This window comes from Streptomyces sp. NPDC002809, from assembly GCF_040295435.1.
Classification (GTDB): Bacteria; Actinomycetota; Actinomycetes; order Streptomycetales; family Streptomycetaceae; genus Streptomyces.
Window position 1 is genome coordinate 50,428 of the sequence record NZ_JBEOVJ010000018.1, and the last position, 22,833, is coordinate 73,260.

20 protein-coding genes and 1 riboswitch are annotated in these 22,833 nt (G+C 69.9%); of the genes, 3 read left to right on the forward strand and 17 right to left on the reverse strand.

What is annotated here, in order from left to right; all coding sequences use genetic code 11:
• Nucleotides 1-31 precede the first annotated feature (31 nt).
• The 8 genes from ABT025_RS14035 to ribD all read right to left on the reverse strand — a co-directional run bounded on the left by ABT025_RS14035 (nt 32) and on the right by ribD (nt 5,915).
• Nucleotides 32-484 (reverse strand): PH domain-containing protein, encoded by a 453-nt coding sequence (locus tag ABT025_RS14035; protein WP_350993536.1) that lies wholly within the window; start codon nt 482-484, stop codon nt 32-34.
• 22 nt (nt 485-506) lie between these two features.
• The gene (gene hisG / locus ABT025_RS14040) at nt 507-1,355 is read right to left on the reverse strand and encodes an ATP phosphoribosyltransferase (RefSeq protein ID WP_350993538.1); all 849 of its coding nucleotides are present in this window, start codon (nt 1,353-1,355) and stop codon (nt 507-509) included.
• Nucleotides 1,356-1,418: 63 nt separating this feature from the next.
• Nucleotides 1,419-1,691 carry a phosphoribosyl-ATP diphosphatase gene (locus tag ABT025_RS14045; protein WP_018524273.1) on the reverse strand — a complete coding sequence of 91 codons (273 nt, stop codon included), beginning with the start codon at nt 1,689-1,691 and terminating at the stop codon, nt 1,419-1,421.
• Nucleotides 1,692-1,726: 35 nt separating this feature from the next.
• Nucleotides 1,727-2,212 (reverse strand): 6,7-dimethyl-8-ribityllumazine synthase, encoded by a 486-nt coding sequence (gene ribH, locus ABT025_RS14050; RefSeq protein ID WP_266776450.1) that lies wholly within the window; start codon nt 2,210-2,212, stop codon nt 1,727-1,729.
• Nucleotides 2,213-2,260: 48 nt separating this feature from the next.
• On the reverse strand, nt 2,261-3,559 hold the full coding sequence (locus ABT025_RS14055) for a bifunctional 3,4-dihydroxy-2-butanone-4-phosphate synthase/GTP cyclohydrolase II (protein ID WP_350993540.1): 1,299 nt from the start codon (nt 3,557-3,559) through the stop codon (nt 2,261-2,263).
• Entirely contained in the window at nt 3,556-4,200 is a 645-nt protein-coding gene (locus ABT025_RS14060) for a nicotinamide mononucleotide transporter family protein (RefSeq protein WP_350993542.1), read from the reverse strand. The genes ABT025_RS14055 and ABT025_RS14060 overlap by 4 nt, the downstream gene beginning before the upstream one ends.
• Complete coding sequence (locus ABT025_RS14065; RefSeq protein WP_350993544.1) at nt 4,197-4,814, reverse strand: riboflavin synthase; 618 nt, start codon at nt 4,812-4,814, stop codon at nt 4,197-4,199. The genes ABT025_RS14060 and ABT025_RS14065 overlap by 4 nt, the downstream gene beginning before the upstream one ends.
• The gene (gene ribD, locus ABT025_RS14070) at nt 4,815-5,915 is read right to left on the reverse strand and encodes a bifunctional diaminohydroxyphosphoribosylaminopyrimidine deaminase/5-amino-6-(5-phosphoribosylamino)uracil reductase RibD (RefSeq protein ID WP_350993546.1); all 1,101 of its coding nucleotides are present in this window, start codon (nt 5,913-5,915) and stop codon (nt 4,815-4,817) included. It abuts the gene before it with no gap.
• Nucleotides 5,916-6,071: 156 nt separating this feature from the next.
• Nucleotides 6,072-6,202: riboswitch (FMN riboswitch) on the reverse strand.
• Between the two features lie 264 nt (nt 6,203-6,466).
• Between ribD and ABT025_RS14075 the strand changes: the two genes are divergently transcribed.
• Nucleotides 6,467-8,809, forward strand: a complete 2,343-nt coding sequence (locus tag ABT025_RS14075) for a chitinase C-terminal domain-containing protein (protein ID WP_350993548.1) — start codon at nt 6,467-6,469, stop codon at nt 8,807-8,809.
• Between the two features lie 494 nt (nt 8,810-9,303).
• On the opposite strand, the gene ABT025_RS14080 is transcribed toward ABT025_RS14075, so the two are convergent.
• A complete protein-coding gene (locus ABT025_RS14080; RefSeq protein ID WP_350993550.1) occupies nt 9,304-10,482 on the reverse strand; it encodes an ROK family transcriptional regulator in 1,179 nt (392 codons plus the stop codon).
• A 150-nt stretch (nt 10,483-10,632) separates the two neighbouring features.
• On the opposite strand from ABT025_RS14080, the gene ABT025_RS14085 reads away from it, so the two are divergent.
• Together ABT025_RS14085 and ABT025_RS14090 are read left to right on the forward strand one after the other, a co-directional pair.
• Entirely contained in the window at nt 10,633-11,865 is a 1,233-nt protein-coding gene (locus ABT025_RS14085; RefSeq protein ID WP_350993552.1) for an MFS transporter, read from the forward strand.
• Nucleotides 11,866-12,438: 573 nt separating this feature from the next.
• Nucleotides 12,439-13,806: a uracil-xanthine permease family protein gene (locus tag ABT025_RS14090; protein ID WP_350993554.1), complete on the forward strand. Its 1,368-nt coding sequence runs from the start codon at nt 12,439-12,441 to the stop codon at nt 13,804-13,806.
• Between the two features lie 187 nt (nt 13,807-13,993).
• On the opposite strand, the gene ABT025_RS14095 is transcribed toward ABT025_RS14090, so the two are convergent.
• The 8 genes from ABT025_RS14095 to ABT025_RS14130 form a co-directional block, all read right to left on the reverse strand.
• Entirely contained in the window at nt 13,994-14,842 is an 849-nt protein-coding gene (locus ABT025_RS14095) for a hypothetical protein (RefSeq protein WP_350993556.1), read from the reverse strand.
• 74 nt (nt 14,843-14,916) lie between these two features.
• Nucleotides 14,917-15,387, reverse strand: coding sequence for an NUDIX hydrolase (locus tag ABT025_RS14100; RefSeq protein WP_350993558.1), 471 nt, complete (start codon nt 15,385-15,387; stop codon nt 14,917-14,919).
• A gap of 18 nt (nt 15,388-15,405) precedes the next feature.
• Nucleotides 15,406-16,458, reverse strand: a complete 1,053-nt coding sequence (locus tag ABT025_RS14105) for an NAD-dependent epimerase/dehydratase family protein (RefSeq protein WP_350993560.1) — start codon at nt 16,456-16,458, stop codon at nt 15,406-15,408.
• A gap of 32 nt (nt 16,459-16,490) precedes the next feature.
• Nucleotides 16,491-18,059, reverse strand: a complete 1,569-nt coding sequence (locus ABT025_RS14110) for a condensation domain-containing protein (RefSeq protein ID WP_350993562.1) — start codon at nt 18,057-18,059, stop codon at nt 16,491-16,493.
• A gap of 65 nt (nt 18,060-18,124) precedes the next feature.
• Entirely contained in the window at nt 18,125-19,324 is a 1,200-nt protein-coding gene (locus tag ABT025_RS14115; RefSeq protein ID WP_350993564.1) for an MFS transporter, read from the reverse strand.
• 74 nt (nt 19,325-19,398) lie between these two features.
• On the reverse strand, nt 19,399-20,250 hold the full coding sequence (locus ABT025_RS14120; RefSeq protein ID WP_350993566.1) for a hypothetical protein: 852 nt from the start codon (nt 20,248-20,250) through the stop codon (nt 19,399-19,401).
• Nucleotides 20,247-21,773, reverse strand: a complete 1,527-nt coding sequence (locus ABT025_RS14125) for a class I adenylate-forming enzyme family protein (RefSeq protein WP_350993568.1) — start codon at nt 21,771-21,773, stop codon at nt 20,247-20,249. Before ABT025_RS14125 ends, ABT025_RS14120 begins: the two co-directional genes overlap by 4 nt.
• A complete protein-coding gene (locus tag ABT025_RS14130; protein ID WP_350993570.1) occupies nt 21,770-22,240 on the reverse strand; it encodes a GNAT family N-acetyltransferase in 471 nt (156 codons plus the stop codon). The genes ABT025_RS14125 and ABT025_RS14130 overlap by 4 nt, the downstream gene beginning before the upstream one ends.
• Between the last annotated feature and the right edge of the window lie 593 nt (nt 22,241-22,833).

Consider the following 22,833-nt stretch of genomic DNA (forward strand, 5'->3'; position numbering starts at 1 on the left):
AATCAACGAGAGGCCGTACGGGGCAGGGGGCTCAGCCGTTGTCCTTGCCGGTGCCGCGGTTCTCGGCCAGGGCGCGGAGCATTTTGGCGTCGCGAATGGCCTGTGCCTTGGCGATTCCGGGCTGGATGCCGAGGGCGGGCATGCTGGTCCCGTCGCTGAGGTCGAGGAACACCCACGGGTCGCCGGCGCGCAGGTTGACGCGCACGATCTCCGCCCAGGACAGCCGCCGGGTGCGTGTGAGGTTGACCACGGTCACCCCGCCGTCGTCCGCCACGACCTTGGGGCGGCTGAGCAGCGCCAGGACACCGAAGAAGAGCAGGGCGGTGAAGACGAAGCTGACCCGCTCTCCCCCGCTGAGCTGTTCGAGGGTAAAGGCGACGACGGTGATGACGGCGAACATCGCCGCCCCGACGCTCAGCAGGACCACCCGGGTGCGGGTGGGCCGGAAGGTGACAGGAAGGTCGGGGGGTACGGGGGCTGACATGGTCTTCTTCCGTCTCCCGCCGTCAGAGGCGGCAGGCGTGGATGGCCGTGGTGAGGATGGCGCGGGCGCCGAGGTCGTACAGGTCGTCCATGATCCGCTGCGCCTCCTTGGAGGCGACCATGGACCGGACGGCGACCCAGCCCTCGTGGTGCAGCGGGGAGATGGTCGGCGACTCCAGGCCCGGGGTGAGGGCCACGGCGCGCTCCAGGTGCTCGACGCGGCAGTCGTAGTCCATCATCACGTAGCTGCGGGCCACCAGGACGCCCTGGAGGCGGCGCAGGAACTGCTGGACCTTCGGGTCGTCGTCGGGGGCGCCGGTGCGGCGGATGACGACCGCTTCCGACTTCATGATCGGCTCGCCGATGACTTCGAGTCCGGCGTTGCGCAGGCTGGTGCCGGTCTCGACGACGTCGGCGATGATCTGGGCGACACCGAGCTCGATGGCCGTCTCCACGGCACCGTCGAGGTGGACGACGGAGGCGTTGACGCCGGTCTCGGCCAGGTGCTTGGCGACGATGCCCTCGTAGGAGGTGGCGATCGTCATGCCGTCGAAGTCCTCGGGGCCGGCAGCGGTGCCGGGCTTGGTGGCGTAACGGAAGGTGGAGCGGGCGAAGCCGAGCTGGAGGATCTCCTCGGCATCGGCACCGGAGTCCAGCAGCAGGTCGCGGCCGGTGATGCCGATGTCGAGGCGGCCCGAGCTGACGTAGATCGCGATGTCGCGCGGCCGCAGGTAGAAGAACTCGACCTGGTTCTCGGGGTCGACGAGGACGAGTTCCTTGGACTCCTTGCGCTGCTTGTAGCCGGCCTCATGAAGCATCGCCATCGCAGGCCCGGAGATAGCACCCTTGTTCGGGACGGCGATGCGCAGCATGAGGTCGGGTTTCCTTTGCGAAAGGGGTGACTGGGAACGTGCGGACGGGTGCGGAGGTCGTGCTCAGAGGTGGGCGTAGACGTCGTCGAGGGAGATTCCGCGCGCGACCATCATCACCTGGACGTGGTAGAGCAGCTGCGAGATCTCCTCGGCGGCGGCGTCCTTGCTCTCGTGCTCGGCGGCCATCCAGACTTCGGCGGCCTCCTCGACGACCTTCTTGCCGATGGCATGCACGCCCTTGTCCACCAGTTCGGCGGTACGGGAGGTGGAGGGGTCGCCGTTGGCGGCCTTGAGCTGCAGCTCGGCGAAGAGCTCTTCGAAGGTTTTGTTCGCCATGATGTCCTTAAGAATAAGGGGTCCCGGACCCGCACTCAGCGCCAGGGTTCGCTGACCGAGCGCAGTGTGGTGGCGGTGGCGACGGCGGCGGTGACCGCTTCGTGCCCCTTGTCCTCGTTGGACCCTTCCAGGCCCGCCCGGTCGAGTGCCTGCTCCTCGGTGTCGCAGGTGAGGACACCGAAGCCGACGGGGACGCCGGTGTCGACGGCGACCTGGGTGAGACCGTTGGTGACCCCGTGGGACACGTATTCGAAGTGCGGGGTGCCACCGCGGATGATCACGCCGAGTGCGACGATCGCGTCATAGCCGCGGCCGGCCAGCACCTTGGCGACGACCGGGAGTTCGAAGCTGCCCGGGACCCGCAGCAGGGTCGGCTCGTCGATGCCCAGCTCGTGCAGCGCGCGCAGTGCACCGTCGACGAGTCCGTCCATGACCTTCTCGTGCCACTGCGCCGCGACGACCGCGACGCGCAGGTCACCGCAGTTGCGTACGGACAGTTCGGGTGCGCCCTTGCCGCTCATGTCTCTCCTACAGCTGTTCAGGGATGGCTACTCGGAAAATGCGGTCGGCTACTGGTTGCCGCAGGTCGACGCGGTGGCGGCGTCGAGCCAGGGCAGGTCGTGGCCCATGCGGTCGCGCTTGGTGCGCAGGTACCGCAGGTTGTGTTCGCCTGCCTGGACGGGCATCGGCTCACGGCCGGTGACCGCCAGACCGTGCCGCAGGATCGCGGCGGTCTTCTCGGGGTTGTTCGTCATGAGTCGCAGGCTGCGCACGCCGAGGTCCTTGAGGATCTGGGCACCGGCCGCGTAGTCCCGGGCGTCGGCGGGCAGGCCGAGTTCCAGATTGGCGTCGAGGGTGTCGACGCCGCGCTCCTGGAGTTCGTACGCCCGCAGCTTGGACACCAGTCCGATGCCGCGGCCCTCGTGGCCGCGCAGATAGACGATCACGCCGCGGCCCTCCTCCGTGATGCGCCGCATGGAGGCATGCAGCTGGGGACCGCAGTCGCAGCGCTGGGACTGGAAGATGTCGCCGGTCAGGCACTCGGAGTGGACCCGGACCAGGACGTCCTCGCCGTCCCCGATGTCGCCGTGGACCAGGGCGACGTGCTCGATGCCGTCCACGGTGGAGCGGTAGCCGTACGCGGTGAACGCGCCGAAACTCGTCGGCAGCCGCACCTCGGCCTCGCGACGGACGGTCGGCTCGGAGGTCCGCCGGTAGGCGATCAGGTCCTCGATGGAGATTATCGTCAGCCCGTGCTTGCGGGCGAACGGGACCAGCTGGGGCAGGCGCAGCATGACGCCGTCCTCCCCTGCGATCTCGACGATCGCGCCGGCGGGCCGCAGCCCGGCCAGCCGGGCCAGATCGACCGCGGCCTCGGTGTGGCCGTTGCGCACGAGCACCCCGCCGGTACGGGCGCGCAGCGGGAAGACATGGCCGGGGCGCACGAAGTCGCCGGGTCCTGCCGTGCCGCCCGCGAGCAGCCGGAGCGTGGTCGCGCGGTCGGCGGCGGAGATGCCGGTGCTCACGCCGTGGGCGGCCGAGGCGTCGACGGAGACGGTGAAAGCGGTCTTCATCGACTCGGTGTTGTGCTCGACCATCTGCGGCAGTTCGAGCCGCTCCAGTTCGTCGTTCTCCATGGGCGCGCAGATGAGTCCGCGGCACTCGCTCATCATGAAGGCGATGATCTCGGGCGTGGCCTTCTCGGCCGCGATGACGAGGTCGCCCTCGTTCTCCCGGTCCTCGTCGTCGACGACCACGACGGGCCGGCCGGCCGCGATGTCACGGATGGCCTGCTCGACGGGGTCGAGGGAGAGGTCCTCGACGGGCACGTCGTGTTCCCGGTGCAACCAGGCGGGCTGGGCAGTCATGCCGTGGCTCCTTCCAGAGCGGGTGTCCGCGTACGCAGCCACCAGTCGCGCATGCCCCACAGGACGAGGGCCCCGTAGACGACGTAGATGAGACCGGAGAAGGCGAGACCGCTGTGGAAGTTGAGCGGTACACCGACCAGGTCGACGAGGAGCCAGGCGAACCAGAACTCGACCATGCCGCGGGCCTGGGCGAGCATCGCCACGAGCGTCCCGGCGAATATGTACGCGTCCGCCCACGGGCTCCAGGAGAGCGAGGGGAACGCGGTGAACAGGCCGCCGACCGCCAGGGTGCCGAGGGCGGCTCCACCGAGCAGGTAGCCGCGCTCGCGCCAGGTGGCGAACCGTACGGCGATGGATCCGTCCTGGGCCTGCTGCCGGCCCCTGGTCCACTGCTGCCAGCCCCATACGGCCACGGCGATGACGACGACCTGCTTGCCGACGCTGCCCGCCTGGTGGACGGAGACATTGGCGGCGACGAGCACGGCGCCGGACAGGAGCTGGGCGGGCCAGGTCCAGATCGAGCGGAGCCAGCCCAGGGTGAGGGCGATCAGACCGATCGTGTTGCCGATCATGTCGGACCAGATGATGTGCTGGTCGAAGACGGTGAACGCCTCCGAGTTCAGCCAGTGCAGGGCGCTCACTTCGCCGGCTCCCCGTGCTCCTGCGCGGAGTTGCCGAGCAGCCGCTCGACGTACTTCGCGATGACGTCCACCTCGAGGTTGACCGGGTCGCCGGGCTCCTTGATGCCGAGCGTGGTCAGGGCGAGGGTGGTGGGAATGAGGCTGATGGTGAAGTAGTCGGGTCCGGCGTCGACGACGGTCAGGCTCACGCCGTCGACGGTGATCGATCCCTTCTCCACCACGTAGCGGGTCAGGTCCGCCGGCAGGGAGATCTTCACGATCTCCCAGTTCTCGGAGATCTTGCGCTCGATGATGCGGCCCGTGCCGTCGACGTGCCCCTGGACGATGTGCCCGCCGAGCCGGCCGCCGAGCGCCATGGGGCGCTCCAGGTTGACCCGGGAGCCGGTCGCCAGCGCGCCCAGGCTGGAGCGGTTCAGGGTCTCGGCCATCACATCGGCGGTGAAGTCGTGCTCGCCGAGGTCGACGACGGTCAGGCACACACCGTTGACGGCGATCGAGTCACCGTGCTTCGCACCCTCGGTGACCACGGGACCGCGCAGGCGGAATCGGGAGGCGTCGCCGAGGTTCTCGACGGCGGTGACCTCACCCAGCTCTTCGACAATTCCGGTGAACACTCAGTTTCCCTTCGGGGCAGGGCCGGGGACGGCGGTGATGCGCAGATCGGGACCGATACGTACGGCCTCGGTCACATCGAGGCGCAACGCCTGGGCGATGGTGGAGATTCCGGCCTCGGCGAGGGCCGCGGGCCCGGCGCCGAGGAGTACGGGGGCCAGATAGCCGACGACCTTGTCGACCAGTCCCGCCGCGACGAAGGCCCCGGCCAGGGTCGGACCGCCTTCGAGGAGTACGGAGCGGACGCCGCGCCCGTGGAGGGCGGCGAGGAGTGCGGAAAGGTCCAGGCCCGGGCCGTCGGCCGCACGGGGCAGCCGCAGGACGGCCTCGTCGGGGAGGTGGCGGGCGTCGGCGTCGTCGGCGACCGCGATCACGGTGGGCGCGGTCGCGTCGAGGACCCGGGCGTCCGGCCGTACGGCGGTGGCGGCGGTGTCGACGACGACCCGCAGCGGCTGGACGGCGCCGTCGATGCCCCGTACACCGAGCTGGGGATCGTCGGTGCGGGCGGTACCGGAGCCGACCACGACGGCGTCCGCCTCGGCACGCAGGCGGTGCACGTCGGCGCGGGACTCGGCGGAGGTGATCCAGCGGCTGGTGGAGTCCGCCGCCGCGATCCGGCCGTCCAGGGTCGCCGCGTACTTCCAGGTGACGTGCGGGCGGCCCAGGCGCACCGAGGTCAGCCAGGCGGCATTGACCGCTTCGGCCTCCTCGGCGAGCAGGCCCTGCTCGGCCTTGGTCCCGGCGGCGCGCAGGGTGTCCGCACCGCCGGTGGCCTGCGGGTTCGGGTCGCCGACCGCGTACACGACCCGGGCGATCCCGGCTTCGACGAGCGCCTGTGCGCAGGGGCCGGTGCGTCCGGTGTGGTTACAGGGTTCGAGGGTGACGTAGGCGGTGCCGCCACGGGCCTTCGCGCCGGCCGCGCGCAGGGCGTGGATCTCGGCGTGCGGCCCTCCGGCGCGCTGGTGGAAGCCCTCACCGACGAGGTGTCCCGTCGCGTCGAGGACGACACATCCGACGACCGGATTGGGGCTGGTGGAGCCGAGACCGCGGGCGGCGAGCGTGATGGCTCGGCGCATGGCGGTGGCGTCGGCTGCGGTGTCCACCGGGTCCTCCTGCCTCTTCGGGCACGGACTCCGGGGCCTGTCGATGACGACAGATGAAGCGGAACGCTGAACAGGGACGCCGATATGCCCGAAAAACGGATGGATCGGTCGCCCGAAAACCATCCGCCGACGGCGGCGTACCCGCGAAACGGCCCGCCGCGCACTGCCTCCCATCCGGACTTTCACCGTCGGTCCAGGAATCTCACCTGGTCAACCGGCCGCTGGATGCGGACGGGTCGCGGACTATAACCGCCGGTTCGGAATTACACCGACCCCGGAGTGCGCTGCTGCTGGTACACGATCAGTGTGCCACGACTGGCCGTGACCCATACGGGCGAACGCTGTGGAGTGGCTCACAAACAGGCTGCGACAACGGCTCTTTTCGGACACTCGCACTCTATTGGTCCAGACCTATTGACGCAGTGGTCTAGTCCTCTTAATCTCTGCGTCACCTCCGAGGAACGGTTCCGCGGTGTGCGCACACCCGGGAACCAACACGACCCAGCCCCTTGCCAGTTGTGTTCTGCCGACCTCCCCAGGAGGAACCGAACGTGCTGTCCCCCACCCGCGCGAGAGTTACGCTGCTCGCAGCCGGCGCCAGTGTCGCCGCACTGCTGATCGGCTCGCTCTCCGCAACCGTGTCGCACGCCGCCGACCAGGAGTCCTGTCGCCCCGACGGGCTCTACGAGACCCCCGGCGTCGCCGTCCCGTACTGCTCCGTGTACGACTCCGAGGGCCGCGAGAAGATGGGCGCCGACCACCCGCGGCGGGTCATCGGATACTTCACCAACTGGCGGACCGGCAAGGACGGCAAGCCCGCCTACCTCGCCTCCGACATCCCGTGGGACAAGGTCACACACCTCAACTACGCGTTCGCCCACGTCGACGGCGCCAACAAGCTCTCGGTCGGCGCCGATGGCCCGGACAACGCCTCGACCGGCATGACGTGGCCGGGAGTCGCCGGTGCCGAAATGGACCCGGGCCTCCCCTACAAGGGCCATTTCAACCTGCTCAACAAGTTCAAGAAGCAGTACCCGAACGTGAAGACGATGGTGTCGGTGGGCGGCTGGGCCGAGACCGGCGGCTACTTCGACGACAGCGGCAAGCGGGTGGACTCCGGCGGCTTCTACTCGATGGCGACCAACGCCGACGGCTCGGTCAACCAGGCCGGGATCAACACCTTCGCCGACTCGACGGTCGACTTCATCAAGAAGTACGGCTTCAACGGCGTCGACATCGACTACGAGTACCCGACCACCATGAAGGACGCGGGCAACCCGCTGGACTGGACCCTGTCCAACGCCCGCCGGGCCGGTCTCGTCAAGAGCTACGCCGCGCTGATGAAGACGCTGCGCGAGAAGCTCGACCGCGCCTCCGCCGCCGACGGCAAGCACTACCTGCTCAGCGTCGCCGCGCCCTCATCCGGCTACCTGCTGCGCGGCATGGAGACCTTCCAGGTCCAGAAGTACCTGGACTACGTCAACATCATGTCGTACGACCTGCACGGCGCCTGGAACGAGTACGTCGGCCCGAACGCCGCACTGTTCGACGACGGCAAGGACGTCGAACTCGCCCAGGCGAGCGTCTACTCGACGTCGCAGTACGGCGGGACCGGCTACCTCAACACGGACTGGGCCTACCACTACTTCCGCGGCTCGATGCCGTCCGGCCGGATCAACATCGGCCTGCCGTACTACACCCGCGGCTTCAAGAACGTGCAGGGCGGCACCGACGGCCTGTGGGGCAAGGCGGCCACGACCGACTGCCCGGCCGGTGCGGGGCTGACCAAGTGCGGGGACGGCGCCGTCGGCATCGACAACCTCTGGCACGACCTGGACACCAACGGCAAGGAGGCCCCGGCCGGCTCCAACCCGATGTGGCACGCGAAGAACCTGGAGAAGGGCGTCGTCGGCGACTACGTCACGGACTACGGATTCCCCGCGGACACGAAGCTGTCGGGCACCTACGTCCGCAAGTACGACTCCACGCTGGTCGCTCCCTGGCTGTGGAACGCCGAGAAGAAGGTCTTCCTCTCGACCGAGGACGAGCAGTCGGTGAAGGCCAAGGCGGACTACGTGGCCGACAAGGGCATCGGCGGCACGATGATCTGGGAACTCGCGGGCGACTACGGCTGGAACGCCGCGAAGGGCCAGTACGAGCCCGGCTCCACTCTCACCTCGACGATGTACGACACCTTCAGGTCGGCCACGCCGTACGGAGCCAAGCGCTCCACCATCGCTCTGCCCATCCAGGCGCTGGACATCGACGTCTCCTTCGACCAGTTCCCGCTCGGCGACTCCAACTACCCGATCAGCCCCAAGCTGAAGATCACCAACAACACGAAGGCGACGCTGCCCGGCGGCACGGAGTTCCAGTTCGACTACGCGACCTCGGCGCCCGCCAACGCCAAGGACCAGTCTGGCTTCGGCACCACGATCGTGCGCAGCGACCACACCGCCACCAACAACATCGGCGGGCTGAAGGGCGACTACAACCGTGTCTCCCTGAAGGTCCCGGCCTGGCAGACCCTGGCGCCCGGCGCCTCGGTACAGGTGGACTTCACCTACTACCTGCCGACATCCACACCGTCCAACTGGACGGTGTCCTTCGGCGGCAAGTCGTACGCGCTGGCCGCCGACCTGGCCCGCGGCACGACCGTCGTCGAGCCCGGCGGCCCCACACCGTCGCCGGACCCGACCGGCACCACCGGGCCGAGCCCCGACCCCACCGGCGGCACGTGCGCCGCGACGGCCTGGAGCGCGAGCGCCGAGTACGGCGCCGGTGCGACGGTCAGCCACGGTTCGCACCAGTGGAAGGCCAAGTGGTGGACGAAGGGTGACACGCCCGGATCCACCGGCGAATGGGGTGTCTGGCAGGACCTCGGGGCCTGCTGACGCTTCCCCCCGCCCCGGGACCGGGTGTGCTTGCCCGGTCCCGGGGCGGGGTTCCGTCCTCAATCGCCGGACGGGCTTGGGTACGGGTGCCCTCGCGTGGTGCGGGGTTCGCCGCTACCCGGTGGGTGGGGGTGTGGCCCCTCCGGGGCGTCTCCTCAGAAATGGCGTGTGCACCCAAGCCCGTGATGAACCCGGGTCGTACGCCATTTCCTGCGGGGACTCCCCTGCACGTCCCCACCCTGCATCACGTGCGTCTGCACACCGGCCACACGACCGTCGCAGACGCAGGACGGCCGGTCCGGGGCCGTGCAGGGGAGTCCCCGCAGGACGACGAACACATACCCGGGCCACTTCGCGTACCGGCGGAACGTTCGTCGTTTGAGGAGACGCCCCGGAGGGGCCCCGGACCCCACCCACCGAGTAGCGGCGAACCCTGCACCACGCGGGAGCACCCGCACCACACGGAGCACCCGCACCGAGGATCCGGCGCACGCTCACACCGCCGGGGCGAACAACACGTCCTGAGCCGCCTCGCGGGCCGCGAGCAGCGCGCCGCGCAGGACCGCGGTGCCGCCGAGCAGGCCGGCCCTGACCTCGGTGCGCAGCGGGGACATCGTGGCCAGCCGTTCCTCGACGCGTGCGGCCAGCGCGTCGCCCCCCGCATGGCCGACCTCGCCCGCCAGCAGGACACAGCCCGGGTCGAGGACCGAGGCGACCGCGGCGACGCCCAGCGCGAGGCGGTCCGCGAGGATGTCGAGGAAGGCTTCGCTGTCCCCCTCCCCCGCAAGCGCCGCACGCACGGCGCCCGCGGCTCCGGGCTCCTGTCCCGCAGCCGGTGCGGTGATGCCGTGGGCGGCTGCCAGTTCGCAGAGCGGCGCCGAGCCCACCAGGGAGTGGAAGCCGCCGTCGCAGTTGACGGCCGAGGGGAACCCGATCGTGCCGGGAACCGGCAGGAAGCCGATTTCGCCCGCACCGCCCGAGGCGCCGCGGCGCAGCTTCCCGTCCAGCATCACGGCCGCCCCGACACCGTGGCCGAGCCAGAGCAGGACGAAGGTGTCGTGGTCGCGGGCGGCTCCGACGCGGTGTTCGGCGACGGCGGCAAGGTTGGTCTCGTTCTCCACGAGCACCGTCGCGGGCAGGCGCTGCTGGAGCGCCCGGACCAGTCGGCGGTGCCAGGCGGGCAGTCCGGTGGTGTCCCGCAGCTCGCCGGTGACCGGGTCGACGAGGCCGGGCGCGCCGATGCCGACGCTGTGGAGCGGCGCCGTGCCGGCCGTGCGCGCCGTGCGCTCCAGGAGGGCGACGGCCTGTTCGACGGCGTCGTCGGCCGGGGTGTCGCTGCCGATCGGCAGGGTGGCCTCGGCCAGGGTCACGCCGAGGAGGTCGGCGACGACCACGGCGACGCTGTCCGTACGTACGTCGAGGGCGGCCAGATGGGCGCGGTCGGCGACGATGCCGTAGAGCCGGGCGTTGGGGCCGCGGCGGTCGGCCCCGGCCTCTCCGACCACCTGGATCAGCCCCGCGCCCTGCAGCCGTTCGACCAGGTCGGCGACCGTGGGCCGGGAGAGCCCGGTCAGGGTCTTCAACTGCGTGGCCGTCAGCGGGCCGTCCTGCTGGAGGAGGCGCAGGGCGAGCCGGTCGTTGATGGCCCGGGCGGTACTCGGTGATGCGGGCATGCCGGGATCCTTCCAGATCACTGCCGCGATCCCGGCAGTCTATTTATCAGGCAGGGTTCCTGATAGTTTACTGCCCGCATCGTGGAGCAGGGCGCAGAGGAGCGCCGCGAACCACGCGGACAGAGCATTTCCAGGGGAGGGCACAGCGGTATGACGACGAATTCCACGGTTCCGGTCTTCGGAGCGCAAGAGGTGAGACGGGCCAGGTACGCCGTCGCCGCGGTCTTCACCGTGCACGGCGCGGTGACCGGCAGTTTCGCCACCCGGGTGCCCTGGATCCAGGACCACGCCGGGGTCAGCGCCGGGCAGCTCGGCATCGCCCTGGCCTTCCCGGCGATCGGCGCCTCGCTCGCGATGCCGCTCGCCGGTGCCGTCAGCCACCGCTTCGGCGCCAGAACCGCGTTGCGCGGGCTGCTGGCCCTGTGGACGCTGGCCCTGATCCTGCCCGCCCTGGCCCCCAACCTGCTCACGCTGTGCGCGGCTCTCTTCGTGTACGGGGCGTCGGCCGGCATGTCCGACGTGGCGATGAACGCGCTCGGTGTCGAGGTGGAGAACCGCCTCGACAAGTCGATCATGTCCGGGCTGCACGGTATGTGGAGCGTCGGCGCCCTGATCGGTTCGGCGGCGGGCACGGTGGCCGCCCACGTGGGGGCGGACGCGCGGCTGCACCACACGATCGTCGCGCTCGTCCTGACCGCCCTGGGTCTGATCGCCTGTCAGCGCGTGCTTGATCTGCGCAGCGAACCGGACGAGGAACCGCCGCCTCGTTTCGCCCTGCCGCCGAAGTCGGCCCTGATCATCGGCGCGGTCGGCTTCTGCGCGGTGTTCGCAGAAGGGGCCAGCCTGGACTGGTCGGCGGTCTACCTCCGCGACGTCCTGGACAGTTCGGCCGGACTGGCGGCCGCGTCGACGACCGCCTTCGCCCTGACCATGGCGGTCGCCCGGATCGCCGGCGACCGGATCGTCGACCGCTTCGGCGCTGTACGGACCGTTCGGACCGGCGGCGTTCTCGCGACGGCCGGCGGCATCATGGTGGTCACCGCCCCGAACGCGGCCCTGGCGATGTCCGGTTTCGGACTGCTGGGGCTCGGCATCGCCGTGGTCGTCCCGCTGGCCTTCGCGGCGGCCGGGCGCAGCGGCCCGAACCCGAGCCAGGCGATCGCCGGTGTCGCGACGATCACGTACACCTCGGGACTCATCGCTCCGTCGGCCATCGGGTCCCTGGCCGAGGCCACCTCGCTGGTCGTCTCGTTCGGCGTGGTGTCGGTGCTGGCGTTCGGACTGGTGCTCGGCGCCGGGGTGCTGCGGGCCGGCGACCGCAAGACCGTGACTGCCTCGGACGTCGGCGCCCCGAGCGCGGCACCGGCCGGGCCGCGCACCTGAGGCGTGCGGCCCCGGTCCCGCCCGGGGCTGCTCACCGACGCCGTGGGGGCGCTCCGGTGCCCGGACGCAGCGGTCTCCGCGGTCCAGTGCGCCGGCGGCCGGTCCGGGGTCTTTCGTTTGGATCAGGCCGGATCAGGGAGCCCGGGCCCGTGAGCCCGGATCAGGGAGCCCGGGCCCGGGAGCCCGGGCCCGCGAGCCCGGCATGATCCAAACGAGAGGCATTAACATGGCTCTGATCATTTCCGCGGTGGCACCGTGCCCGCCGAAGCACCGGACTCCGCACCTTCACACAGGGAGCACCATGGGCGGCCTCGGCGTGCGTCGGGCCTTCGGGCTCGGCGCCCGGCACGCGGTCGCGGTGTCCGGTGCCCCGTACGTCGCGCCGTCACACCCATGATGACGACGGACAGGCGGCGCCTCCCCGCGGGGCAGGGGGTGCGCCCGGCAGGTGCCCACCTCACGGCAGGCCCTGGCGTCGTGCCGCTGGACCGTATGTGCCGCCGATGATCGAAGCCGTCCGGCCTCACCGGCCGGGCCTCATCACCACCCAGCAACACATCAAGGAGCAAGACCATGGCGGGCTTCGGCTGGAAGCTGCACGGCGACGGCAAGAGCCTCGCACCGGGCGAGGTCGTGAAACCGGATGAGCGGCTTACCTGGGGACGCACCGCCGGCCTCGGCGCTCAGCACGTGGTCTCCATGATCGGAGCCTGTTTCGTCGCCCCGATCCTGATGGGTCTGGACGCCAACCTCGCCGTCATGGCATCCGGTGTGGCCACCATCCTCTTCCTGCTCATCACCCGTGGCCGCATCCCCAGCTATCTCGGCAGCAGCCTGTCGTTCATCGGCGTGGCCGCCGTCATCAAGACTCAGGGCGGCGACGCGGCGACCCTCACCGGCGCGCTGCTGGTCGTCGGCGCGGTCCTCTTCCTCTGCGGGGCAGCCGTTCGTGCTCTGGGCGCCCGCGTCATCCACACCGTCCTGCCGCCGGTGGTCACCGGCGCGGTGGTCATGCTCATCGGGTTCAACCTGGCTCCCGTCACCGCGGGCACCTACTGGCCCCAGGACCAGTGGACCGCGCTGCTCACCATGCTCTTCACGGGCTTCGCGCTCGTCGTGCTGCGTGGCTTCTGGTCCCGCATCGCGATCTTCCTCGGCCTGGCCTTCGGCTACCTGATCTCCTGGGTCCTCGACCGCGTCTTCGGCAAGATCCACTCCCCCGCCGGAGGCACCGAATCGGTCGACCACTGGCGCCTCGACCTCTCAGGGGTGGCCAAGGCCGACTGGATCGGTCTTCCCACCTTCCACGCTCCGAGCTTCTCCCTCTCCGCGGTTCTCGTCGCCCTGCCCGTCGTCATCGCACTCATCGCCGAGAACGCCGGACACGTCAAGGCCGTGGGCGAGATGACCGGCGACCCGCTGGACGACAAGCTCGGCACGGCGATCATGGCCGACGGTGCGGCCACCGTGCTGTCGACGTCGGTCGGCGGCCCCGCCACGACCACGTACGCCGAGAACATCGGCGTCATGGCCGCCACCCGCGTCTACTCGACCGCCGCCTACTGGTGCGCCGCCGGCTTCGCGATCCTCTTCGGGCTCTGCCCCAAGTTCGGTGCCGTCGTGGCCGCCATCCCCGGCGGTGTCCTCGGCGGAATCACCGTCATCCTCTACGGCATGATCGGCCTGCTGGGCGCCCAGATCTGGGTCCGCTCCCGCGTCGACCTGTCCAACCCGCTCCACCTCGTGCCCGTGGCCGCGGGACTCATCGTGGGAATCGGCAACGTCGGGCTGACGCTCACCGACAACTTCGAGCTCAGCGGCATCGCACTGGGGACATTGATCGTCGTCGTCGGCTACCACGCCCTTCGGGCCCTGGCACCTGCCCACATGAAGGCCGAGCCGCCACTCACGGAATCGGGCGATCCGGAGTACGTGCCGTAGCGGCTCCCGTCGTCAGGACGGCTGTCCTGGGCCGTACCGGCCCGGGACGTCGTCGAGGACGGCACGGCTCCAAGCCGCCTCGCCGTGTCGCATGCATCGCCGGGCTGCCCGGCGGTGCTCCTCCTGCCCGGAGCGCCCGCGACAGGCCGCACCCGCCGCCCGGCACCGAACGGCAGCGGGCTCGTCGCTACAGCTCCACATAGATCGCCGAAGCGTCGTCATGCGTTTTGCCGCGCCGGTGTTGGCGGCTCAGCGGGTCGGCCGACTCCGCCGCCCGCACCTGCCCGACGAGTTCGTGCGGGCCCTCCTTGCGGAGCAGGCCGAGCAGGGCCTCCCAGTCGCCGAACCCGAAGACCTCCGTCCAGCGAGTCGCACCGTCGGTGAGCGCCGCCAGCGTGGCGACCTCGGCGCGCGGCGTGCTTCCGGTCACCGCGCGCCGGGCGACGTCCGGGTCGGCCGCTGCGGTGAAGAACCCGCCCTCGACGTTGCGCAGTTCCTCCACCGCCCGCCCGTACTCCCACCTCGCCACCTCCTGTTCCGGGGAATCGAGCGGCAGCTCCCGCACCCGGTCGCGCAGCGCCCTCAGCGGCGGCGGCAGTTCGAGCACGGGCCTGTCGAACACCACGCGCAGCGCTCCGCCCGGCGCCTTGAGCAGCAGCGTCGAGTCGGACAGGACCAGGTGTTCCACTCGGTCCCGGTCCCAGCGCACCGCGACGACGGTGGTCTGCGGCGTGTGTACGTGCGTCAGGTCGCAGGTCGTACGGTGTGCGCCCGCTGTCTGCTCGATCGCCTCGGCCAGGCACTCGGCCAGGGGCAGCTCGTGCCGCGTCCCCACCAGTCCGTGCAGCGCGGCGCCGAAGCGGGCGGTGAACCAGGGCACCGAGTGCACGCACCCCGTGTCGCCGTCGGCCGGCGGGGTCACGCCGTCCAGCACGACGAGTGAGCCGCCGCCGCCGGAGGAGGGAAGGGAGACGGCGACCAGGTCTTCGTTGGGGACATCCGGCGCTCCGGGCACACAGGCCAGTTCGATGCGCATGGCTCCGCTCCTTCCTCGCGGCGGGGGTGCCTGTCGGACGCGACGTCGTCGCGCCGAGGACCGCCGACGACATGTCAGCGAACGACAACTGCGGCTGCCGATACGGGAAGGACGCGAGCAAGGATGCGGCGTTCCTGAATGAACATGTCCCGCGGCAGTGCGTCGACGGGGAAGAAGGCCGCCTCCTTGACCTCCGCCGCGTCGAGCGCGAGGGAGCCTGGCGGACACGGTGCCGAGTACACCAGGGTGACCTTGTAGATCTCGTCGCCGTTCGGATAGCGGTAGTAGAACTCCGGGCCGGAGAAGACACCCAGAAGGGTCAGGTCTTCCACGACGAGTCCGATCTCCTCCCGGACTTCACGGCAGGCCGTGTCCGTGATGGTCTCCCCGGGTTCCATATGGCCTCCTGGCAGACTCCATTCGCCGGTGTCCGTGCGCCGCGTGAGCAAGATCCTTCCTTTGTCGTCGATGAGGACGACCAGCGCTCCGGGCAGCAGGAGCGGTCGTGTTCCGACGCGGTTGCGCAATTCCCTGATGTAGTCCATGTCAGCTTCCGTAGACGGTCAGGCCGTGGTGGCCCGGGTGAGGTGGGGCCAGGTCCGGTCGGTACGACAGCCGCTGGCGGGATCCTTGCGGTGCAGGGAATCCGTCAGCGCCAGGAGGTCGCTGTAGGGGGCGTCCGCGTAGTCCTTGAAATCCCCTGCGTCGAGCCGGCCCTTGATCTCCCGGATTCCGTCCACCACCCGCATTCCGGCGCGGAAGCCGAGGTCGCGGCGGATGCGGCTGAAGTCGACCCGGTAGTCACGGTGGTCGGTCACGGTGTCCTGCATGACCAGTTCGGTTCCGGGCACCTCTGCGGCGATCAGGCGCGCGACATCGATGATCCGGTGTCCGTCCGCGAGCGGCCCGCAGTTGTAGACCTGCGGGGTGATCGTCGTGCGATCCGCCCCCAGCGCCAGGTGGATGGCCCTCGCCGCGTCCTGGACATGCAGGAACGGCCGCCATTGACGCCCCCCGTGCACGGTCACCTTTCCCTTGTGCACGGCGTCGCCGGTCATGACGTTGACGGCCAGGTCGAACCGCATTCTCGGCGCGAGCCCGTACAGCGTGGCGAAGCGCAGGATGAACGGGGTGAAATGTTCGTCCCGGTTCACCAGGAGATGGTGCTCGGCCTGGACCTTCGAGGCCGCGTACACCGACTGCGGATAGAGCGGCGATGTGACTTCGGCCGGATCGCTTCCGGATATCCCGTAGTTGCTGCAGGTCGAGGCGAACACGAATCGCCCGACACCCGCTCGGCGGCACGCCTCCGCCAGGCGGACGGTCCCCAAGTAGTTCACTTCCCAGGCAAGTTGCGGTGCCAGGCCGCACGCCGGGTCACCCACCACGGCCGCGAGGTGCACCACGCTGTCCACTCCGGTCAGTTCGTGGGTCCATCCTGCGCAGTCACGGATGTCGGCACGAACGTACGAGACACCGGGCTCCCGCTCCGTACGGCCCGACGTGAGGCCGCTGTCCACGACGACGACGTCGTGATCGCCGCCCTCGGCAAGCCTCTTCACCAGGGCTGATCCCACGTATCCGCCACCACCGGTGATCAATGTGCGTGTCCGCATCCACTCTCCCTGTCAACAACAACGAGACGTACTCAGATCACCAGGTCGTCCGGTATCACGGACCCTGCGAACCATGGCTGTTCCGCGCGCAGCCAGGCCAGCAGCCGGGCGGGCTCCCGCTGTCCCGCCGTACGGACCCGCGCCCGTATCCGTACGGTGCCGTCGGCGCCGCGCACGGGGTCCAGCTCGCAGGCGTCGACCCCCGGAGCGGACTCCACGAGCGAGCGGGTCATCCCCAGATCGATCGCCACCTGGCTGCGGTGACCTCGCAGGAGGCCGCCGGACTCGGGAAAGGCGGGGACGGGGAGGTCCGAGAGCGCGGCGTCCGGGCGATCGCGGAGCGCGCGGATGACGGCCAGGCAGTGCCGCAGCACGGTGGGGGCGTCTCGGTGCGCGATCACCGGCCGGCGTGCGGTGAGCCACAGATGGGGCTCCGGCAGATGACGTATCACCAGGACCAGTTCCGGTTTCCCCGAGTGGGGGTCGACACCGGTGGTGGCCAGGTGGACCTCTTCGGTCTCCGGCAGACGGAGGGCTCCCGCCTCCTCGTGGCCCAAAGCAGGGAGGTAGTTGACCTCGAAGGCCGGCTGGAATGCGGCACCGTTGAACATCGTCTCCGAGTTCAGCCAGTCCAGGAGTGCGTTCGCGTCGTACATACCGTGCTGAAACGCCGACGCCAGGCTGCGAGCGGCCTTCGTGGCCCTCTCTCGCACGGAGTCGTCCTCGCTCCCGTCGATCAAGGCGAAGACCGGCTGGGCCAGTTGCGCGACGGCTCGGAAGTCGGCGGGCCAGAGGCGGTTCGCGAAGGTGGCTTTGAATACCTGGCGATGGCTCCCGGACAGCCGGCTCGCGACAACGCTCATGGCGGTGACCCAGGCGGTGTGCGGGCTGATGCCGAGCTCCTTGCAGGCGTGTTCCATTCCGTCGGCCTCTTGGGGGCCGAGCGGCTCGTGCGCCTCCTGGCAGAGCTCTTCCTTCTCCCGTCTCACCGCGCCGTACGTGCACGATCTCGGAGCGTTGGCGAGAGTCTTCCGCCAATGCTCCGTATTCCTCATGATCACGGGGTCCTCGGGCGATCTGGCGAACGCGCCGGCCTGACGCGGAGCCCGGAACCCGGGGTCGACGTCCCCGGCGAGGAGCTGCCGCAGATGCCGGGCGACGACCTGTGCTCCCAGCGCGTCCACGAAGACGTGCGAGAGGGTGAGCTTGATCGCGACGACGTGGGCGGCCCGGGTGAAGAGCACCGCCTTCAGAGCGCCTTGTCCGGGCGGCACCGGGACGGGTTGCCAGTCGTCCCCGGCGTCGTCCCGATGCTCGGCCGTCTCCACCAGCTCCGCGAGACGCGTCGCAGACGTGGCCGCCTCGGGCGGCAGGACCTCTTGGACCAGCCTGCCCGCCTCGTCCCGGGCGAGCCTGCTGCGGAGCCCCTCGTGTGCGCGTATCAGCTCCCCGAGCGCCTCCAGGGCCTCGGCCGCGGTCGCTTCGTGGCGCACGCGCAGCTCCAGGTTGAGAGCCCTGTGCGGCAGGTCGGCAGCAGCCCAGTTACGCAGGTTGCGCAGCTGCGACGGATTGAGCTCCAGCAAGGTCCGCTCGTCGCCCATGATCCTCCTCGTCTCGTTCCGGAAATCCCGTCGTCGGCGTTGGGTTCGACACTCGTCCGCCGGCTTCAGCCATCGGCTCTTCGGAGATCGCGTACCGCCGGGACGGCCAGCAGGAGGGCGCAGACGACCAGCCCCATGCCCGCGGCCGTGACCAGCACGGGGACCGTCCCCAGGACCACCGCGACCGGGGCGGCTATCGCCTGCCCGACCGGCAGCATGACCAGTGACCCGGCTGCGTCGTAGGCGTGGACCCGTCCCAGGACGTGCTGAGGGATGAGGGTCTGCACGCTCGTGTGGAACATGACGCTCCAGAACGCCAGGCCTGCGCCACCGATGGCGAAGCACACCGCGACGAGCGATGCGGAGAGACCGAAGGCGACCGCCGGCGGCATCAGGACGTACACGCTCACCGCGAGAGTGGCGGCCCTGAGCGGGTACTCGGGGCGAAGCCTCAGCGCCACCAGGCCGCCGAGCACGTTGCCGACTCCGAACGCCGACATGATCAGACCGAACACCGAAGCCCCGTGGTCGGTCACCAGCGTGCTGTACCCGAGGGTGAGCGTGGGCCCCCAGGAGCTGAGTTGCAGGACCATCCAGAGCACGATGACGCTCCACAGCCACGTCCTGGCCCGGAACTCGTGCCACCCCTCGACCAGGTCCAGACGGAACGACTTCGCCGCGCCGCCGCCCGCACCGGCCATCGACACCGAGCGGACCATGAGCAGGCACACCCCGCTCACCGCGAAGGTCGCACCGTCGCAGGCGACCACCCACCCGGGCGACGCGAACGCCAGCAGCAGCCCGGCGAGCGAAGGGCCGACCACCGTGGTGACCGACTGTGCGACACCGAGGGTGGCGTTCGCCTTCTGCACATCCCGGGCGATCCGCGGCGTGACGCTCGCGACACCGGGCTGGAAGACCGCTCCGCCGGCACCGGTGAGCGCCATCAGCGCAAGGATCTGCCACAGTTCCGGCCGGCCCGTGAGGAACAGCAGGGCAAGCGCCCCCTGGCACACCAGCCGGGCCGCGTCCGCGATCACCATCAGCCTGCGGGCGCCGAACCTGTCCGACAGCACCCCGCCGAGGATCAGAAGGGCCGCAAACGGTGCCACCTGCGCCGCGAGCGCGTAGCCGACGCCTTCCGCACCGTACCCCGACTCGATCACGGCGGCCGTGATGGCGACGGGCAGCATCACGTCTCCGAGGAGTGACGCGAAACGAGCGACGAAGAACAGCAGGAAATCCCGAGTCCACAAGCCCGTCACAGCCTGGGGGTTTCTGATGCGCAGGGCATGAACCATGGACGATCCAGTCAGTGGTGGCTCAACAGGACGGCGCGCTACTCGTTGTCGGAGCCCCCGAGGGCTCCGGGGGCATCCGCGCTTCTCAGCCGGCGGGGACCGGCTGCCACGGAGAGGAGTTCGACCGGAGCGCCTCCCGGTGTCTCGAACAGGGCCATGCGGACCGATCGGCCGTCGACGGCCGTGGTGATCGGAGCAGCGAGCAGAGCCCCGCCGGCGTCGACCGCCCGGGCACAGTCGGCGTCGACGGCGGTGCTCAGGACACCCATCGAAGGGAAGCCCCGATCGTTCATCGCGTGACCCGCGCCTGCCCGGGTGGGCGCGCCGGCGGTCCGCGACTCCAGGACGATGGCGCCGGAACTCCCGGGGAGGGGCGAGGGAAGGCGCCCCCACGCCTCGTCGGCCGTGACACGCACCCACTTGGCCCTCGCGAAGTCGCTCCAGAACTCCGCCTCGCGCGGCACGTCCCGCACGGAACACAGGATGCCCGCGAGCCCGTCGGCGGCCGCCGAGGCGTCGAACCAGGCCTCGCCGCGCGGCACGGGTACCGCCACGCACACCGGGTCCTTCACCAGGCCTGCTCGGCGCAGCAGTTCACCGGTACGCGGGCGGTCCCGTACCGGCGGACCGGCCGGGGGACGGCACGCGAAGACGCCGGTGTACGCGCCCGGACCGCCGGACGTCCGGCGGTGCTGCACGACCTCCAGTTGGAGACCGGGGCCGGCCAGAAGGGCCAGCGGCAGCATGTGGGCGTCGTCCTCGACCTGCTCGAAGGAGGCCGGCAGTGCGACTTCGTCACGGAACCGGAGACCCAGGCCCCATGCCGTGGCGGCGTCCACGCCCCGATCCAGGTCCGCCTCCATCGTCAGGTGCGTGATCCCGGCGATCATCGCTGCCCTTCGCCGGGCGTTCCGGTGGTGTGCGTGCCCTGCCACGAGCTGCGCAGACTGCGCGGCACTCCGGGCAGGGCGTCCCAGCGCGCGACAATGTGCGGACGGTCCAGCTTGTCCTGGCCGCCCCGGGGCAGCGGCTCGGTGGTCAGCACCACACGGCATGGCGCCCGTTGCACGCCCAGGGCATCTCGGAGCCAGGTCAGCAAGGTTGCGGCACTCGCCTCGCCGCCGTCCACGAGCCGGGCCAGGACACCGATGTCCTCACTGCTGTCGGCAAGGCGCAGGGGCACTCCGGCGGCCTCCAGGACATCGGGGTGAGCCGACGCCACCTCCTCCACCTCGTTCAGGTGGATGGCGTAACTGCCCTTCATCACCACGTCCTTGCTCCGCCCGACCAGGTGGTAGAAGCCGTCCGTGTCACGGCGAGCGATGTCGCCGGTGCGCAGCCAGCCGTCGACCAGCGTCTCCCGCGTCGCCGACTCGTTGCGGTAGTAGCCGCCGAAGACCTGCGCGCCGCGCAGTTCGATCTCGCCCTCCCCCGTTCCTTCGACGACCCGTCCCGTCGCGTCACGCAGCCGCGCTTCGGCCCGTTCGGGGACCCCGATGCTGTTGGTCGCGAGTCCGTCCCCTCCCCGCCGGCCGAAGAACGCCGCGGACGAGGTCTCGGAGAGCCCGTACGCATTGAACAGGGGAAGTCCGAACCGTTGCTGGAATCGGTCCTGTATCCGCGCGGACAGCGGTGCGCTGCCCGTGAAGCAGAGCGGACCGGCACCGGATGTGTCACGGTCGGCGGCGAATCGGTTGATCACATCGATCAGCTGCGGGACGAGGAAGGTCTGATCGATGTCGTGCGCCGCCAGCCGGGCCCAGTGGTCCCGTGCGTTCCTGACGGTCAGTTCGGGCAGCACCACCACGCACGCGCCCAGTACGGCGCCCCAGGTGTGGTGCAGGTTGATGACTCCGGAGCCGGACATCCGCATCGACCGGCCGATGCGCCGTGGACGGGAGCCGTGCAGACGTTCCGACGCGGAAGCATTGCCGAGCGTGCCTTCGTGAAGGCGTTCGTGCGTGAACACGATGGCCTTCGGATCGCCGGTGCTGCCGGACGTGTAGCCGATGAACATCGCGTCCGCCGGGGCGTGTTCACCGGAGTCGGGGCCGATGCGGCGGATGCGCGGCTCGGGTCCGGGCTCGATGAGGAGGCCGGGCGTGCTGTGGGCGAGTACGGCTTCACTGAGCCGGGGTCCCCACTTGGGGTCGAGCAGCACCGGAGGGGAGTCGAGCTGCCACAGAGCCAGCAGGATGGGGACGAGGTCCGGGTGGTCGCGCAGGACCAGGGCACAGACCCGGTGCCGTCGCACACCGTTGTCCAGCAGGACCTCCCGCAGTTTCTCGGCCCGCGCGCACAGGTCGGCCCAGGTGAGCGTCGGCCCGGCATGCGGCTCGTTGCGATAGCTGATGGCGGGGTCGTCGGGGCGGGTCTCGGCAAGGTACTCGTGACGCCTGAGTAATTCCCTCACGTTCCGGCAACCTCCCATGTGAGGTGGTGACTATCCAGCTCGAACCCATTGCGGAGATAGGTTCTGTGTGCCCGCTTCCGGTGATATCCGGTATCCAGATGGACTGCTTCACAGCCCAGTCCGTACGCCTCTTTCTTTACATGTCCGAGAAGTGCCGCCCCCAGGCCTTCACCCCGCTTCTCCTCCAGGACTCCGAGGTCATCCAGATAGATGATGCGCCCCCACGCCATGGAGTTGACCAAGCGGTACCCGGCGATTCCCAGAACCTCCCCTTCTCTCTCCAGGAATGAAATTCTGTACCCCTCGGCCCGCTGCTGTCTCCACCGGTCCACATACAGCTCTTCGTCCGGAATGTTCTGGCGCAGCTCACGGAACACGGGCCAACATCTGCGGATTTCCCGCTCCGTCTCCGCCTCGGCGATACGCCAGTCCCCACCGCGTTCCGCGGTCCGTTCCGTCCCGGCCATCAGGTTTCGACCCTCCTGCGTGATGAGTCGTGCAAGTTCGGCGTGGATCCCGTCGCGGAGTGCCGGCCTCCGGTGGCCCCGGCCTGTTCCATGCCGTGGAGGCAGAGCCCGCACTGCCTGATGAAGCCGCCGCCGGGCTCGCGCTGCCCTGAGGGCTGCTGGGCAGAAGGGCGGACGCACGGACGGGGTCGCGGGCAGAGTGCAGACGGGGGCGTTCTCGCCGGTCGGCGGGCAGAGTGCAGACGGGGCGCGATCTCGCCGGCCGGCGGGCGGCTCGCGGTGAGGCCCTCCGCGATCCGGGGCCCCGCGACACACGTCAGCTTCTGCCCCGACGCGCAGAAGACCGGTCACGGAGTGCCGATACGCGAGACCCGCAGACATACGATCCCGAGCGATATCGCGAGACTGACATGTCGAACTCCCAGTGAAATCGACCGAAGGATATCCAAAACAGGCCACACACGACTCAGCGGCCTCGGGGCCATGGATTCAGGCTCGATGGAGGCCCGGTAGAGCATGCAGAACATCGCAACCGCCGTCAATCAGCATCTCAAAATGTGAAATGCACAGTCGACACCTCTCCGGCCGGTCCG